The 16,642-nt window shown below is 57.3% G+C and carries 14 protein-coding genes; 13 read left to right on the forward strand and 1 reads right to left on the reverse strand.

Annotated elements, in window-relative coordinates; all coding sequences use genetic code 11:
• Positions 1-3 precede the first annotated feature (3 nt).
• From QOT07_RS03440 to lpxC, 13 genes are all read left to right on the forward strand, one after another.
• Positions 4-1,767 (forward strand): peptidoglycan glycosyltransferase FtsI, encoded by a 1,764-nt coding sequence (locus QOT07_RS03440; RefSeq protein WP_099063083.1) that lies wholly within the window; start codon positions 4-6, stop codon positions 1,765-1,767.
• A complete protein-coding gene (gene murE / locus QOT07_RS03445) occupies positions 1,754-3,241 on the forward strand; it encodes a UDP-N-acetylmuramoyl-L-alanyl-D-glutamate--2,6-diaminopimelate ligase (RefSeq protein WP_283602571.1) in 1,488 nt (495 codons plus the stop codon). The genes QOT07_RS03440 and murE overlap by 14 nt, the downstream gene beginning before the upstream one ends.
• Complete coding sequence (murF, locus tag QOT07_RS03450) at positions 3,238-4,599, forward strand: UDP-N-acetylmuramoyl-tripeptide--D-alanyl-D-alanine ligase (RefSeq protein ID WP_283602572.1); 1,362 nt, start codon at positions 3,238-3,240, stop codon at positions 4,597-4,599. Before murE ends, murF begins: the two co-directional genes overlap by 4 nt.
• The gene (mraY, locus tag QOT07_RS03455) at positions 4,593-5,675 is read left to right on the forward strand and encodes a phospho-N-acetylmuramoyl-pentapeptide-transferase (protein ID WP_012005208.1); all 1,083 of its coding nucleotides are present in this window, start codon (positions 4,593-4,595) and stop codon (positions 5,673-5,675) included. The genes murF and mraY overlap by 7 nt, the downstream gene beginning before the upstream one ends.
• A 2-nt stretch (positions 5,676-5,677) precedes the next feature.
• On the forward strand, positions 5,678-6,997 hold the full coding sequence (gene murD / locus QOT07_RS03460) for a UDP-N-acetylmuramoyl-L-alanine--D-glutamate ligase (protein ID WP_283602573.1): 1,320 nt from the start codon (positions 5,678-5,680) through the stop codon (positions 6,995-6,997).
• Positions 6,994-8,196, forward strand: coding sequence for a cell division protein FtsW (gene ftsW / locus QOT07_RS03465; protein WP_207979267.1), 1,203 nt, complete (start codon positions 6,994-6,996; stop codon positions 8,194-8,196). The genes murD and ftsW overlap by 4 nt, the downstream gene beginning before the upstream one ends.
• Before the next feature lie 3 nt (positions 8,197-8,199).
• Positions 8,200-9,264, forward strand: a complete 1,065-nt coding sequence (gene murG, locus QOT07_RS03470) for an undecaprenyldiphospho-muramoylpentapeptide beta-N-acetylglucosaminyltransferase (protein WP_099063079.1) — start codon at positions 8,200-8,202, stop codon at positions 9,262-9,264.
• A gap of 83 nt (positions 9,265-9,347) precedes the next feature.
• Positions 9,348-10,826, forward strand: coding sequence for a UDP-N-acetylmuramate--L-alanine ligase (gene murC, locus QOT07_RS03475; protein ID WP_085120231.1), 1,479 nt, complete (start codon positions 9,348-9,350; stop codon positions 10,824-10,826).
• The gene (locus QOT07_RS03480; RefSeq protein WP_085120232.1) at positions 10,816-11,736 is read left to right on the forward strand and encodes a D-alanine--D-alanine ligase; all 921 of its coding nucleotides are present in this window, start codon (positions 10,816-10,818) and stop codon (positions 11,734-11,736) included. The genes murC and QOT07_RS03480 overlap by 11 nt, the downstream gene beginning before the upstream one ends.
• Before the next feature lies 1 nt (position 11,737).
• Positions 11,738-12,589 (forward strand): cell division protein FtsQ, encoded by an 852-nt coding sequence (gene ftsQ / locus QOT07_RS03485; RefSeq protein ID WP_099063078.1) that lies wholly within the window; start codon positions 11,738-11,740, stop codon positions 12,587-12,589.
• Complete coding sequence (gene ftsA, locus QOT07_RS03490) at positions 12,586-13,842, forward strand: cell division protein FtsA (RefSeq protein WP_004950148.1); 1,257 nt, start codon at positions 12,586-12,588, stop codon at positions 13,840-13,842. Before ftsQ ends, ftsA begins: the two co-directional genes overlap by 4 nt.
• Before the next feature lie 74 nt (positions 13,843-13,916).
• A complete protein-coding gene (ftsZ, locus tag QOT07_RS03495; RefSeq protein ID WP_004950150.1) occupies positions 13,917-15,071 on the forward strand; it encodes a cell division protein FtsZ in 1,155 nt (384 codons plus the stop codon).
• A 103-nt stretch (positions 15,072-15,174) separates the two neighbouring features.
• Entirely contained in the window at positions 15,175-16,092 is a 918-nt protein-coding gene (lpxC, locus tag QOT07_RS03500) for a UDP-3-O-acyl-N-acetylglucosamine deacetylase (RefSeq protein ID WP_017891607.1), read from the forward strand.
• Positions 16,093-16,106: 14 nt separating this feature from the next.
• Here lpxC and QOT07_RS03505 read toward each other — a convergent pair whose 3' ends face one another.
• Positions 16,107-16,631: a DUF721 domain-containing protein gene (locus tag QOT07_RS03505; RefSeq protein ID WP_099063077.1), complete on the reverse strand. Its 525-nt coding sequence runs from the start codon at positions 16,629-16,631 to the stop codon at positions 16,107-16,109.
• Between the last annotated feature and the right edge of the window lie 11 nt (positions 16,632-16,642).

A 16,642-nucleotide genomic window follows, 5' to 3' on the forward strand; every position in this document is an offset into this window, starting at 1 on the left:
CGCATGAAAGCAGCACGCCCCGGTAAGTTGAAACGCCAGGAAGATCAGGCCAGCTTTGTAAGCTGGCGTTTTGCGTTGCTGTGCGGCTGTATTTTGCTGGCGTTGGTGGGGTTGATGCTGCGTGTGGCTTATCTGCAGGTAATTAACCCGGACCGCCTGGTGAAAGAAGGCGACATGCGTTCACTGCGCGTGCAGGAAGTGCCAACCTCTCGCGGGATGATCAGCGATCGCTCAGGGCGCCCGTTGGCGGTGAGCGTGCCGGTTAACGCCATTTGGGCTGACCCGAAAGAGCTGAATGAGCGTGGTGGCATAACGCTGGACAGCCGTTGGAAGGCACTGTCCGATGCGTTGAATATCCCGCTGGATCAGCTTTCTACCCGTATTAACGCCAACCCGAAAGGGCGCTTTGTCTACCTGGCGCGCCAGGTGAACCCGGCGATTGGCGATTACATCCACAAGCTGAAACTGCCGGGGATTTACCTGCGTCAGGAGTCTCGCCGTTACTATCCTTCCGGCCAGGTGACCTCGCATATCATCGGCGTGACCAACATTGATGGCCAGGGGATTGAAGGCGTCGAGAAGAGCTTTGATCGCTGGCTGACCGGGCAACCGGGCGAAAGAACCGTGCGTAAAGACCGCTATGGCCGGGTGATTGAGGATATCTCCTCGGTCGACAGCCAGGCGGCGCATAACCTGGTGCTGAGCGTCGACGAACGTCTGCAGGCGCTGGTTTATCGCGAACTGAACAATGCCGTGGCGTTCAACAAGGCCGAATCCGGTACCGCAGTACTGGTGGACGTGAACACCGGCGAAGTATTGGCCATGGCCAACAGCCCGTCTTACAACCCGAACAATATGGCCGGTACGCCGAAAGAAACCATGCGTAACCGTGCTATCACCGATATTTTTGAACCCGGCTCCACCGTGAAACCTATGGTGGTCATGACGGCATTGCAGCACGGCATTGTGAAAGAAAACAGCGTGCTGAATACCGTCCCTTACCGTATCAACGGCAAGGAAATCAGGGACGTTGCGCGTTATGCGGAACTCTCCCTGACCGGGATCTTGCAGAAGTCGAGTAACGTCGGTGTTTCACGACTGGCGTTATCGATGCCGTCCTCAGCGTTAGTAGATACTTACTCTCGTTTTGGATTGGGAAAAGCGACCAATTTGGGGCTGGTCGGAGAAAGCAGTGGCATATACCCAAAAAAACAACGGTGGTCTGACATAGAGAGGGCCACCTTCTCTTTCGGCTATGGGCTAATGGTAACCCCGTTACAGTTAGCGCGAGTCTACGCAACGATCGGCAGTTTGGGCGTTTATCGCCCGTTGTCGATTACCAAGGTTGACCCACCGGTTGCCGGTGAGCGCGTGTTCCCTGAACCTCTGGTGCGCACTGTGGTGCACATGATGGAAAGCGTTGCCCTGCCGGGCGGCGGTGGGGTGAAAGCCGCGATCAAGGGCTACCGTATTGCCATCAAAACCGGTACCGCCAAAAAAGTGGGCCCGGACGGCAAATACGTCAACCGATACATCGCTTATACCGCCGGCGTTGCGCCGGCGAGTAATCCCCGATTTGCTCTGGTGGTGGTCATCAATGACCCGCAGGGTGGGAAATACTACGGTGGTGCGATCTCCGCACCGGTGTTTGGCGCCATCATGGGCGGCGTATTGCGCACCATGAACGTCGAGCCGGATGCGTTGCCTACCGGTGAGAAAAGCGATTTTGTAATTAACAGAAAAGAGGGTTCAGGTGGCCGATCGTAATTTGCGCGATTTACTCGCTCCGTGGGTGCCAACGGCGCCCGGGCGCGCGCTGCGGGAAATGACATTAGACAGCCGTATTGCGGCTGCCGGGGATCTGTTTGTCGCCGTTGTCGGCCATCAAACGGATGGACGCCGCTATATTCCGCAGGCCATCGCGCAGGGCGTTGCCGCTGTGATTGCCGAAGCTGAAGGTCAGGCTGAAGACGGCGCTATTACTGAAATGCACGGCGTGCCGGTGATTTATCTGAGCCAGCTCAATCAGCGTCTTTCCGCGTTGGCCGGTCGTTTTTACCATCAGCCGGCGGAGCGCCTGCGTCTGGTTGGCGTCACCGGGACTAACGGCAAAACCACCACCACTCAACTGCTGGCGCAGTGGGGCCAACTGTTGGGCGAAACCAGCGCCGTGATGGGCACCGTGGGCAACGGTCTGTTGGGCCAGGTATGCCCAACGGAGAATACCACCGGTTCTGCGGTGGATATTCAGCACGTGTTGAACGAATTGGTCGACAGCAGTGCGACCTTTGCCGCGATGGAAGTTTCTTCCCATGGGCTGGTGCAGCACCGCGTGGCGGCGTTACCTTTTGCCGCTGCCGTATTCACCAACCTGAGCCGCGATCACCTGGATTACCACGGTGATATGGCCAATTACGAAGCGGCCAAGTGGTCGCTGTTCGCCGGTCACGAAGTGGGCCAGGCGATTATCAATGCTGATGATGAAGTCGGTCAGCGCTGGTTGAGCAAATTACCGGATGCCGTGGCCGTTACCATGCAGGATAACCTGCAGCCGGGCTGCCATGGCCGCTGGCTGAAGACCACTGCGGTCAACTATCACGATAACGGTGCCACCATCCACTTCAGTTCAAGCTGGGGTGACGGTGAGATTGAAAGCCGCTTGATGGGGGCCTTCAACGTCAGCAATCTGCTGCTGGCACTGGCGACGCTGCTGTCGCTGGGGTATCCGCTGGACAAATTGGTCGCCACCGGCAATCAGCTGCAGCCGGTCTGCGGCCGAATGGAAGTGTTCAACGCGCCGGGTAAACCGACGGTAGTGGTCGATTACGCCCACACCCCGGACGCGCTGGAAAAAGCCTTGGAAGCCGCTCGCTTGCACTGCCTGGGGCAGTTGTGGTGCGTGTTTGGCTGTGGCGGCGATCGTGACAAAGGCAAGCGTCCGTTGATGGGCGGTATCGCCGAACAGTTCGCCGATCGCGTGGTCGTGACCGACGATAACCCTCGTACCGAAGAGCCGCAGGCGATCATCGCCGATATCCTGACCGGCCTGCTGGACGCCGGACGTGCTCTGGTGATCCACGGTCGTGCGGAAGCGGTAACCAGCGCCATCATGCAAGCTAAAGAACAAGATGTGGTACTGGTGGCAGGTAAAGGCCACGAGGACTACCAACTGGTGGGGAATCGCCGCCTGGATTACTCCGATCGCACCACCGTAGCGCGTCTGCTGGGGGTAGTAGCATGATCCCTGTCTCCCTTCGGACACTGGCCGATGTATTGAACGCTGAGTTGATCGGCGCCGATTGCCAAATCGTTGAGGTGACGACAGATACCCGTCAGGTAACCGCGGGTTGCCTGTTTGTGGCATTGAAAGGCGAGCGTTTCGACGCTCACGATTTTGCTGTTGATGCGGTAGCCGCTGGCGCTGGGGCGCTGCTGGTAAGTAAGCGCTTATTGGTGGAGGTTCCGCAACTGGTGGTAAAAGATACCCGCCTGGCTCTGGGACAGCTTGCTGCCTGGGTTCGTCAGCAGGTGCCGACTCGCGTAGTGGCATTAACCGGTTCATCGGGCAAGACCTCGGTGAAAGAAATGACTGCGGCCATTCTGCGTGAATGCGGTGAAGTGCTGTATACCGCCGGTAACTTCAACAACGATATCGGCGTGCCGCTGACGTTGTTGCGTTTGCAGCCGCAGCACGACTTTGCCGTGATTGAGCTGGGCGCCAACCATATTGGTGAAATTGCTTACACCACGGCTTTAACCTGTCCGCAGACCGCACTGGTGAATAACCTGGCGGCCGCCCACCTGGAAGGCTTTGGCTCTTTGGCCGGTGTCGCTCAGGCGAAAGGCGAAATTTTTGCCGGTTTGCCGGCTGACGGCGTGGCAATCCTCAACGCCGACAATAACGACTGGCCGCACTGGCAGAGCATGCTGGACGGCAAAACCGTCTGGCGTTTCTCGCCGCAGGCGGCAGAAAACATCGATTTCTTCGCCAGCGATGTGCAGGTGAATGGCAAAGGCACGCAGTTTACGCTGCACAGCCCGTTCGGTACCGCGCCCATCGCATTGCCGCTGCCGGGCCGTCATAACGTGGCCAATGCGTTGGCCGCTGCGGCGCTGGCAATGTCGGCGGGTGCCTCGCTCGAAGCCGTGCGTCAGGGATTGAAACAGTTACAGGCGGTACCGGGGCGTTTGTTCCCGATTGCGCTTTCTGACCACCAGCTGCTGCTGGATGACAGCTATAACGCCAACGTCGGTTCAATGACGGCTGCCGCACAGGTGCTGGCGGAAATGCCGGGCTACCGCGTGATGGTGGTGGGTGACATGGCAGAGTTAGGGGCAGAAGCCGAAGAATGTCACCGTCAGGTGGGCGAAGCCGCCCGGCTGGCAGGGGTGGATAAAGTGTTGGGCGTTGGCCCGTTAAGCCAGGTGCTGGTTGCAGCCTCGGGTCATGGCGAACATTTACAGGATAAGGCAGCAGTGATCGCGCGCGTGGCGGAATTACTGTCAGAGCATGCGGTAATTACCGTGTTAATCAAGGGTTCACGTAGTGCCGCAATGGAGCAGGTAGTACGCGCGTTACAGGAGAAAGCACCATGTTAGTTTGGCTGGCCGAACATTTGGTCAAATATTATTCCGGCTTCAACGTCTTTTCCTACCTGACGTTCCGAGCCATTGTCAGCCTGCTGACCGCGCTGTTCCTCTCCTTGTGGATGGGGCCGCGGGTGATTAAACGCCTGCAGGAGATGTCCTTCGGCCAGGTGGTGCGTAACGACGGTCCGGAGTCGCATTTCAGCAAGCGCGGTACGCCGACCATGGGCGGCATCATGATCCTGACCTCCATCACCGTTTCGGTATTGATGTGGGCCTATCCGTCGAATCCTTATGTGTGGTGTGTACTGTTCGTGCTGGTGGGTTACGGGATTGTTGGCTTCGTTGATGATTACCGCAAGGTGGTGCGTAAAGACACCAAAGGGCTGATTGCCCGCTGGAAATACTTCTGGCAGTCGGTGATTGCGTTGGTGGTTGCCTTCGCCATGTATGCCGTAGGAAAAGACACGCCAGCCACCGAGCTGGTTGTGCCGTTCTTTAAGGACATCATGCCGCAGCTCGGCCTGTTATACGTGCTGCTGGCGTACTTTGTGATTGTGGGCACCAGCAACGCGGTCAACCTGACCGACGGGCTGGATGGCCTGGCGATTATGCCAACGGTGTTTGTGGCCGCGGGCTTTGCGCTGGTGGCCTGGGCGACCGGTAACATGAACTTCGCCAACTACCTGCACATTCCTTATCTGCGCCATGCCGGTGAGCTGGTAATCGTCTGTACCGCCATCGTCGGTGCCGGTCTGGGCTTCCTGTGGTTCAACACCTACCCGGCTCAGGTCTTTATGGGTGATGTTGGCTCCCTGGCACTGGGCGGCGCGTTGGGCACCATTGCGGTGCTGCTGCGCCAAGAGTTTTTACTGTTGATTATGGGCGGCGTGTTCGTGGTTGAAACGCTGTCGGTGATTTTGCAGGTGGGGTCGTTCAAGCTGCGCGGACAACGTATCTTCCGCATGGCACCGATTCACCACCACTATGAATTGAAGGGCTGGCCAGAACCGCGCGTGATCGTGCGCTTTTGGATTATTTCGCTGATGCTGGTGCTGATTGGCCTGGCGACGCTGAAGGTGCGGTAATTATGACGGATTATCAGGGTAAAAAAGTGGTCATCATCGGGCTGGGCCTCACCGGCCTGTCCTGTGTTGATTTCTTTATGACGCGCGGCGTGACGCCACGCGTTATGGATACCCGCATCTCACCGCCAGGGCTGGACAAGCTGCCTGAAAGCGTTGAGCGTCATTTGGGCGATTTGAATCTGGACTGGCTGTTGGCGGCAGATTTGATCGTCGCCAGTCCAGGCATGGCGTTGGCGACCCCGGCATTAAGCGCTGCTGCAGAGGCTGGCGTGGAGATCGTCGGTGACGTCGAGCTGTTCTGTCGCGAAGCCCAGGCACCGATCGTAGCCATCACTGGCTCTAACGGCAAAAGCACCGTCACCACTCTGGTGGGTGAGATGGCGAAAGCGGCCGGTTGGGCGGTGGGGGTTGGCGGCAATATCGGCCTGCCGGCGCTGAGCCTGTTGCGCCAGGAATGCCAGCTGTACGTGCTGGAGCTGTCAAGTTTCCAACTGGAAACCACCTTCAGCCTGCATGCGGCTGCGGCGACCATTTTGAATGTCACCGAAGATCACATGGACCGCTATCCGTTTGGCCTGCAGCAGTACCGTGCGGCCAAACTGCGCGTTTATGAAAATGCCAACCTGTGCGTGGTGAATGCGGATGATGCGCTGACCATGCCAGTACGCGGTGCCGACCAGCGCTGCATCAGCTTCGGTGCCGATGTGGGCGACTACCATCTGAACCGTCAACTGGGTGAAACCTGGCTGCGCGTGCGCGGCGAGAAAATCCTCAATACCCGTGAGATGAAGCTGACCGGCCGCCACAACTATACCAATGCGCTGGCGGCGTTGGCACTGGCCGATGCGGTGAATATCCCGCGTGCTTCCAGCCTGAAAGCGTTAACCACCTTTACCGGGTTGGCACACCGCTTCCAACTGGCCTGGGAACATAACGGCGTACGCTGGATTAACGATTCCAAAGCCACCAACGTCGGCAGCACCGAAGCGGCGTTGAATGGTCTGCAGGTTGACGGCACTCTGCACCTGCTGCTGGGCGGCGACGGCAAATCTGCCGACTTCTCCCCGCTGGCGCAGTATCTGCAAGGCGACAATGTCCGCCTTTACTGCTTCGGCCGTGATGGTGAACAGCTGGCGCAGCTGCGACCGGAGGTGGCTACGCTGACCGAGACCATGGAACAGGCGATGCAGGCGATAGCCGGTCGGGTGCAGTCCGGCGATATGGTGTTACTGTCACCGGCATGCGCCAGCCTGGATCAGTTCCGTAATTTTGAAGTGCGCGGCGATGAGTTCGCCCGCCTGGCACAGGAGCTCGGTGGATGAGACTACGCTTGCCGAACTTCGGGCTGACCGAACTGTTTAAAAACTGGGTGGCGGGATCGCGGGATAACGATTCGGTCAATATGGTGCTGTACGACCGTACCCTGCTGTGGCTGACCTTTGGGTTGGCCATTGTCGGCTTTGTGATGGTGACTTCGGCGTCGATGCCGATCGGCCAGCGTTTGGCAGACGATCCTTTCCTGTTCGCCAAGCGTGACGCGCTGTACCTCGGGTTGGCATTTGGCCTGTCGATGGTGACGCTGCGCATTCCGATGGAAGTCTGGCAGCGTTACAGCAATGTCATGCTACTGATGTCGATTGTGATGCTGCTGATCGTGCTGGTGGTCGGTAGCTCGGTAAACGGGGCATCGCGCTGGATTGCATTGGGGCCATTGCGTATTCAGCCGGCGGAGCTGTCCAAGCTGTCGCTGTTCTGTTACCTGGCGAGCTATCTGGTGCGCAAGGTAGAAGAAGTGCGTACCAACTTCTGGGGCTTCTGTAAGCCGATGGGTGTAATGGTGGTGCTGGCGGTATTGCTGTTGGCACAGCCGGACCTCGGTACCGTGGTAGTGCTGTTTATCACTACGCTGGCGATGCTGTTCCTGGCCGGCGCCAAAATGTGGCAGTTCCTGGCGATTATCGGCTCTGGTGGCTTCGCCGTGGCGCTGTTGATCATTGCCGAGCCTTACCGTATGCGCCGCGTGACTTCGTTCTGGAATCCATGGGCCGATCCGTTCGGCAGCGGCTACCAGTTGACCCAGTCGCTGATGGCCTTTGGGCGCGGTGAGTTCTGGGGACAGGGGTTGGGCAACTCGGTGCAGAAACTCGAGTATTTGCCGGAGGCGCACACCGACTTTATCTTCTCGATTTTAGGCGAAGAACTGGGCTATATCGGTGTGGTTTTCGCATTGTTAATGGTATTCTGCGTCGCTTTTCGTGCTATGTCGATTGGCCGCCGTGCGCTGGAGCTCGATCAACGCTTTTCCGGCTTTTTGGCCTGCTCAATTGGCGTCTGGTTTAGCTTCCAGGCGCTGGTTAACGTCGGGGCCGCCGCCGGTATGTTGCCGACCAAGGGCCTGACGCTGCCGCTGATAAGTTACGGCGGCTCGAGCCTGTTGATTATGTCGACGGCGATCGTGCTGTTACTGCGTATTGATTATGAAACGCGTCTGGCTAAAGCCCAGGCGTTTGTGAAGAGGTAAGGGATGAGCGGGAAACCTAAGCGTTTAATGGTGATGGCAGGCGGTACCGGCGGACATGTGTTCCCGGGACTGGCGGTCGCACATCATCTGATGGCGCAGGGCTGGCAGGTGCGCTGGCTTGGAACCGCAGACCGAATGGAAGCCGATCTGGTGCCCAAGCACGGGATCGAGATTGATTTCATCCGTATTTCCGGCCTGCGCGGCAAAGGGCTGAAGGCCCAGTTGAGCGCACCGCTGCGTATCTGGCACGCCGTTCGTCAGGCGAAGGCGATTATGCGCAGCTACCAGCCGGACGTGGTGTTGGGCATGGGCGGTTATGTTTCCGGCCCTGGCGGTTTGGCGGCATGGCTGTGCGGTATCCCGGTGGTATTGCACGAGCAAAACGGCATTGCCGGGTTGACCAACCGCTGGCTGGCGCGCATTGCCAAAACCGTGCTGCAAGCCTTCCCCGGCGCGTTCCCGAACGCGGAAGTGGTGGGCAACCCGGTGCGAACCGACGTACTGGCGCTACCGTTGCCGGCAGAGCGATTGATTGGCCGTGAAGGGCCGACCCGCGTGCTGGTTATAGGCGGAAGTCAGGGCGCCAGGGTGCTGAATCAGACAGTTCCTGAAGTCGCGGCGAAATTGGGCGATAAAATGACGCTCTGGCATCAGGTAGGTAAAGGCGCGCTGGAAAACGTGTTACGCGACTACGAGAGGGTAGGGCAGACACAGCACAAGGTGACCGAGTTTATTGATGACATGGCTGCCGCCTACGCCTGGGCTGATGTGGTGGTGTGCCGTTCCGGCGCGCTGACCGTCAGCGAGATTGCTGCTGCGGGCCTGCCGGCGATATTTGTGCCGTTCCAGCACAAAGACCGTCAGCAGTATTGGAATGCTCGTCCGCTGGAAGAAGCCGGCGCGGCGAAGATTATCGAACAGCCACAGTTTAACGCCGATGTCGTGGCAGAACTGCTGGCCAGCTGGGATCGCCCAACGCTGTTGGCGATGGCTGAAAAGGCACGTGCAGTCGCTATCCCGGATGCCACCGAACGCGTGGCGGCGGAGCTGGTGCGGGTCGCCAAATAATTTGCAGGGGTTCGGTACGCCGGACCTGAATTAAAGAATGTCATACAGGGGCCCGGCAAGCCGGACCCGGATTAGAGAGAGTGATGAATACACAACAACTGGCGAAACTACGTACTATCGTGCCCGAGATGCGACGCGTCCGGCACATTCACTTTGTCGGCATCGGTGGCGCCGGCATGGGTGGTATCGCCGAAGTGTTGGCTAATGAAGGTTATCAAATCAGCGGTTCCGATCTGGCACCGAACCCGGTAACCCAACAGTTGAGCGCGCTCGGGGCGACGATTTACTTCCATCACCGCCCGGAAAACGTGCTGGATGCCAGCGTAGTGGTAGTTTCTACCGCCATTTCCGCCGACAACCCGGAAATTGTCGCTGCCCGTGAGGCGCGTATCCCGGTGATCCGTCGCGCAGAGATGCTGGCTGAACTGATGCGCTTCCGCCACGGTATCGCCGTTGCCGGTACGCACGGCAAGACTACGACCACGGCGATGGTATCGAACATTTATGCCGAAGCCGGTCTGGATCCGACCTTTGTGAACGGCGGACTGGTGAAAGCGGCGGGTACCCATGCACGTTTGGGATCCAGCCGTTACCTGATTGCGGAAGCGGATGAGAGCGATGCGTCGTTCCTGCATTTGCAGCCGATGGTGGCGATTGTCACCAATATCGAAGCCGACCATATGGAGACTTACCAGGGCGACTTCGAGATTCTGAAGCAGACGTTTATTAACTTTTTGCACAACCTGCCGTTCTACGGCCGTGCGGTGATGTGTGTTGATGACCCGGTGGTGCGCGAATTGCTGCCACGCGTGGGCCGCCATATCACCACTTACGGTTTTAGCGATGATGCCGATGTTCGCATCGAGAACTACCGTCAGGTGGGGCCACAGGGCCACTTTACCCTGAGCCGTCAGGATAAGCCGTTGATGACGGTGACCCTGAACGCACCGGGCCGCCATAACGCGTTGAACGCCGCGGCGGCAGTGGCGGTAGCAACAGAAGAAGGCATTGACGACGCAGATATCCTGCGTGCGCTGGCGAATTTCCAGGGTACCGGTCGCCGCTTTGATTTCCTCGGCGAATTCCCGCTGGAGCCGGTAAACGGCAAAAGTGGTAGTGCGATGCTGGTGGATGATTATGGTCACCATCCGACCGAAGTTGACGCAACGCTGAAAGCCGCACGTGCCGGTTGGCCGGACAAACGTCTGGTGATGATTTTCCAGCCGCACCGTTACACACGTACTCGCGATCTGTACGACGATTTCGCCAATGTGCTGTCGCAGGTCGATGTGTTGCTGATGCTGGATGTGTATTCCGCGGGTGAGACGGCAATCCCGGGGGCGGACAGCCGCTCGCTGTGCCGGACCATTCGCAGCCGCGGCAAGCTGGATCCGATTCTGGTTTCCGATGCGGACACGGTGCCGGAAACCCTGGCGCAGTTGCTGCAAGCCGACGATTTGGTACTGGTGCAGGGCGCCGGTAACGTGGGTAAAGTTGCCCGCAAACTGGCTGAGCTGAAACTGCAGCCACAGAAAAAAGAGGAGGAACATCATGGCCGATAAAGTTGCCGTACTGCTGGGTGGCACCTCCGCTGAACGTGAAGTGTCATTGCAATCCGGCGCCGCCGTACTGGCCGGGCTGCGTGAAGCCGGTATCGATGCCCACGGCATTGATATCCGTGACTTCCCGGTAACCCAACTGAAAGAGCACGGGTTTACCAAGGTATTTATCGCGCTGCACGGTCGCGGCGGTGAAGACGGCACCCTGCAAGGGATGCTGGAGTTCCTCGAACTGCCTTATACCGGCAGCGGTGTGATGGCTTCGGCGCTGACCATGGACAAATGGCGTACCAAGATGGTGTGGCAGTCGATGGGCTTGCCGGTTGCGCCCTATGTAGCGCTGAACCGCAAGCAGTATGCCGGTGCAGAGAAAGCGACGCTGATTGCTCGCGTGGAGGCCCTGGGCCTGCCGCTGATCGTCAAGCCAAGCCGTGAAGGTTCCAGCGTCGGGATGAGCAAGGTCACCGAGCGTGACGCGCTTGAAGCGGCATTGGAAGAAGGTTTCCGCCATGACGACGACGTCCTGGTCGAGAAATGGCTGAGTGGCCCGGAATACACGGTGGCGATGCTGGGTGACCAGGTTCTGCCTTCGATCCGCATTCAGCCGGCCGGCGTGTTTTACGACTATCAGGCCAAGTACATTTCGGACGATACCCAATATTTCTGTCCGAGTGGCCTGGGTGCGGAACAGGAAGCCGAGATGGCTGCCCTGGCGTTACGCGCCTACCGTGGGCTGGACTGCAGCGGCTGGGGCCGTGTGGATGTAATGCAGGATAGCGATGGCAGCTTCTATCTGCTTGAGGTGAATACCTCGCCAGGCATGACCAGTCATAGCCTGGTGCCGATGGCAGCGCGCCAGTCTGGTTTAAGCTTCTCGCAGCTGGTAGCGAGAATTTTGGAGTTGGCCGACTGATATGTCGCAAGCTGCCCTGAATGCACGTGAACGCGAGGTGGATAACAACCCGCGCCGCAGCAATGGAACCCAGTTGGCGGGAATGGTTTTCCTGCTGATGGTGTTGGGAACGGTCCTGTGGAGTGGCTGGGCGGTGATTGGCTGGATGAAAGACGCCAGCCGCCTGCCGCTGTCACGACTGGTGGTGACCGGGGAACGTCACTACACCACCAACGACGATATTCGCCAGGCGATCCTGGCGTTGGGATCGCCGGGGACTTTCATGACGCAGGATGTGGACATCATCCAGCAACAGATTGAACGCCTGCCGTGGATCAAGCAGGCCAGCGTACGCAAGCAGTGGCCGGATGAGCTGAAAATCCACCTGGTGGAGTATGTCCCGGTAGCGCGCTGGAATGATTTGCACATGGTGGACGCCGAAGGCAAATCCTTCAGCGTGCCGGCAGAACGAATTGGCAAACAGAAATTGCCGTTGCTTTATGGCCCGGAAGGGAGCGAACAGGATGTTCTGGATGGATATCGGACCATGAGCAGCATGTTAGCGGCCAGCAAATATACGCTGAAAATGGCGGCCATGAGTGCCCGCCACTCCTGGCAGCTGGCTTTGGATAATGATGTTCGGCTGGAGCTGGGACGCGACGATCGCACCGGACGCCTGCAGCGCTTTATCGAGCTTTATCCGGTATTGCAGCAGCAGGGGCAGGCAGAAAGCAAGCGAGTCAGCTATGTCGACTTACGCTATGAGGCCGGTGCATCGGTAGGTTGGGCCCCAGTGTTAATCGACCCGCAGGCAGCAGGCGATCAGCAAAACAGTAATCAGCAACAGAATCAGGCACAGGCAAAACAACAATGATCAAGTCGACGGACAGAAAACTGGTAGTTGGACTGGAGATCGGTACTGCAAAAGTCTCCGCATTGGTAGGGGAAGTTCTGCCCGATGGCATGGTCAACATTATCGGGGTGGGCAGCTGCCCGTCTCGCGGCATGGATAAGGGTGGCGTTAACGACCTGGAATCGGTAGTGAAGTGCGTACAGCGCGCTATCGATCAGGCCGAACTGATGGCTGATTGCCAGATTTCTTCGGTTTACCTCGCATTATCGGGGAAACACATCAGTTGCCAGAACGAAATAGGGATGGTTCCTATTTCCGAAGAGGAAGTGACACAGGAAGATGTGGAGAACGTGGTGCATACCGCTAAATCGGTACGCGTACGCGATGAACACCGCATCCTGCACGTCATCCCTCAGGAATACGCCATCGACTATCAGGAAGGCATCAAAAACCCGGTTGGGTTGTCCGGCGTGCGTATGCAAGCCAAGGTGCACCTGATTACCTGTCATAACGATATGGCGAAGAACATCGTTAAGGCAGTAGAACGTTGCGGTCTGAAAGTAGACCAACTTATTTTCGCCGGTCTGGCCGCCAGCTATGCGGTACTGACCGAAGATGAGCGCGAACTCGGCGTTTGTGTGGTGGATATCGGCGGGGGCACCATGGATATGGCGGTGTACACCGGCGGTGCGTTGCGCCACACCAAAGTGATCCCTTACGCCGGGAACGTGGTCACCAGCGATATCGCCTACGCCTTCGGCACACCGCCGACAGATGCGGAAGCGATCAAAGTTCGACACGGCTGTGCGCTTGGGTCGATTGTTAGCAAGGATGAAAGTGTAGAGGTGCCAAGCGTTGGGGGGCGTCCTCCTCGTAGTCTGCAAAGACAGACACTGGCTGAAGTTATTGAGCCACGCTACACCGAACTGTTGAATCTGGTTAACGATGAGATTTTGCAATTGCAGGAGCAACTGCGTCAGCAAGGGGTTAAGCATCATCTGGCAGCGGGTATTGTGCTGACCGGTGGCGCCGCCCAGATTGATGGCCTGGCAGCTTGTGCGCAACGGGTATTCCATACCCAGGTACGCATCGGCCAACCCTTGAACATCACGGGTCTGACGGATTATGCGCAGGAGCCTTACTACTCTACGGCGGTAGGTCTGCTGCACTATGGAAAAGAGTCTCACCTGAGTGGTGAGGCAGAAGTAGAAAAACGCGCCTCGGTGGGCAATTGGTTTAAACGTATCAATAGCTGGCTGAGAAAAGAGTTTTAATGTTTCAACAAAGAGATCATGCTGAGTAATCTTTTTATGATCTCGCAGCGACAGGCACAAAACGGAGAGAAACTATGTTTGAACCAATGGAACTAACCAATGACGCGGTGATTAAAGTCATCGGCGTCGGCGGTGGCGGTGGCAACGCCGTTGAACACATGGTGCGCGAGCGCATCGAAGGTGTTGAATTCTTCGCCGTTAATACAGACGCTCAGGCGCTTCGTAAAACGGCAGTTGGCCAAACCATCCAGATCGGTAGCGGTATTACCAAAGGTCTGGGTGCAGGCGCGAACCCTGAAGTGGGTCGCAATTCAGCGGAAGAAGACCGTGAAGCCCTGCGCGCCGCACTGGATGGTGCAGACATGGTCTTCATTGCAGCCGGCATGGGCGGCGGTACCGGTACCGGTGCAGCGCCAGTCGTCGCAGAAGTTGCTAAAGATCTGGGTATTCTGACAGTGGCCGTGGTTACCAAGCCTTTCAATTTTGAAGGCAAGAAACGCATGGCGTTCGCTGAGCAGGGTATTGCAGAATTGTCCAAACATGTGGACTCACTGATCACTATCCCGAACGACAAGTTGTTGAAAGTTCTGGGTCGCGGTATTTCTCTGCTGGACGCGTTCGGCGCGGCTAACGACGTGCTGAAAGGCGCGGTGCAGGGTATTGCCGAACTGATCACCCGTCCGGGCCTGATGAACGTCGACTTTGCCGACGTGCGCACCGTAATGTCCGAAATGGGCTACGCGATGATGGGTTCCGGCGTTGCCTGTGGTGAAGACCGTGCTGAAGAAGCAGCGGAAATGGCGATCTCCAGCCCACTGCTGGAAGACATCGACCTGTCCGGCGCTCGCGGCGTTCTGGTCAACATCACCGCCGGCTTCGACCTGCGCTTGGATGAGTTCGAAACCGTGGGTAACACCATTCGTGCTTTCGCTTCCGACAATGCGACCGTAGTTATCGGTACCTCGCTGGATCCGGAAATGAACGACGAACTGCGCGTGACCGTGGTTGCGACCGGTATCGGCATGGACAAACGTCCGGAAATCACTCTGGTGACCAACAAACAGGCCAGCCAGCCAGTGATGGATCATCGCTACCAGCAGCACGGCATGTCGCCGTTGCCGCAGGAAGTGAAACCTGCCGCCAAGGTAGTTAACGATCCGACTGCGCAGCCTAATAAAGAGCCCGACTATCTTGATATTCCTGCCTTCCTGCGCAAGCAGGCAGACTAAGAATATCCTGAGAATTTGGAATCTCCGCTCTTTGTGCTAAACTGTCCCGCCGACCTTGCTGTATGCTTGGTCGGTAGGATTGATAACATTGCGAGATAAAACGATGATCAAACAAAGGACATTAAAACGTATTGTTCAGGCGACTGGTGTCGGTTTGCATACCGGCAAGAAGGTCACGCTGACAATGCGCCCCGCGGCGGCTAATACCGGGGTCATCTATCGTCGCACTGACTTGAATCCCCCGGTTGATTTCCCGGCTGATGCAAAATCCGTGCGTGATACCATGCTCTGTACTTGCCTGGTGAATGAGCATGACGTGCGTATTTCTACCGTTGAGCATCTTAATGCCGCACTGGCTGGATTGGGCATCGACAACATCGTTATCGAAGTTGACGCCGCCGAAATCCCTATCATGGACGGCAGTGCCAGTCCGTTCGTCTTCCTGTTGCTGGATGCCGGCATTGAAGAACTGAACTCTGCGAAGAAATTCCTGCGTCTTAAAGACACCGTGCGTGTTGAAGATGGCGACAAGTGGGCCGAGCTGTCCCCGCATAACGGGTTCCGCCTGGACTTCACCATCGACTTCAACCACCCGGCAATCGATGCCAGTACGCAACGCTACCGCCTTGATTTCTCTGCCGACTCGTTCGTGCGTCAAATCAGCCGTGCGCGTACCTTCGGTTTTATGCGTGACATCGAGTATTTACAGTCACGTGGCCTGGCCCTGGGCGGCAGTTTTGACTGCGCCATCGTGGTAGATGATTACCGCGTGCTGAACGAAGACGGTCTGCGCTTTGAAGACGAATTCGTACGCCACAAAATGCTGGACGCCATCGGCGACCTGTTCATGTGCGGCCATAACATTATTGGCGCGTTTACCGCCTACAAATCTGGTCATGCGCTGAACAACAAACTGCTGCAAGCGGTTCTGGCGAAACAGGAAGCGTGGGAATTTGTCACCTTCCAGGACGAAGCCGAAATGCCACTGGCATTCAAAGCCCCGTCCACCGTATTGGCATAAGCTGATACTGCTGATTACTTATCGCGACTGGTAGCGTTGGCACCTTCTCCGGCCAACGATGCCAGTCGTTCCAATATCTTGCGCAGTTTTTCTGGGCTGCGACTCGCCAATCCCCTTAATTCCTCAGCACTTTCCTGGCTCAGATGACGCATAGGCACCTTCGCCTGCGGATTTCCTGTGGTTTTTGCGGCGTTCTGCACAAGGTTGTTTCCTTTTGCCATCAAGGCAGGATTAATCCTGATGTCGATCGACGACAATGATGGTAGAATTTGCGCTCGTAGTGCAGATAATAAAGCCGGTTGTTCGTAGCGTAGACGCATCATCCAGCTGGCATTTGCCGTTTCTAGCACTAAAATACCCTGTCGGAAATTAGCGACGCGGCACCAGGGATGCAGTTGAACCGGCAATACGCCTTTCACTGCCCGGTTAAGCTTAAGCAGCGCCACTGCGCGTTGCTGGACGTTATACAGCGGGCCTTTGTCTTCTGTGTGAGCGTCGTCAAACAGGGAATCTAATAATTGTGGACGGCTATCGCGCATAATGGGCTCCG

Source organism: Serratia proteamaculans (assembly GCF_949794035.1).
In the GTDB taxonomy this organism is placed as follows: domain Bacteria; phylum Pseudomonadota; class Gammaproteobacteria; order Enterobacterales; family Enterobacteriaceae; genus Serratia; species Serratia proteamaculans.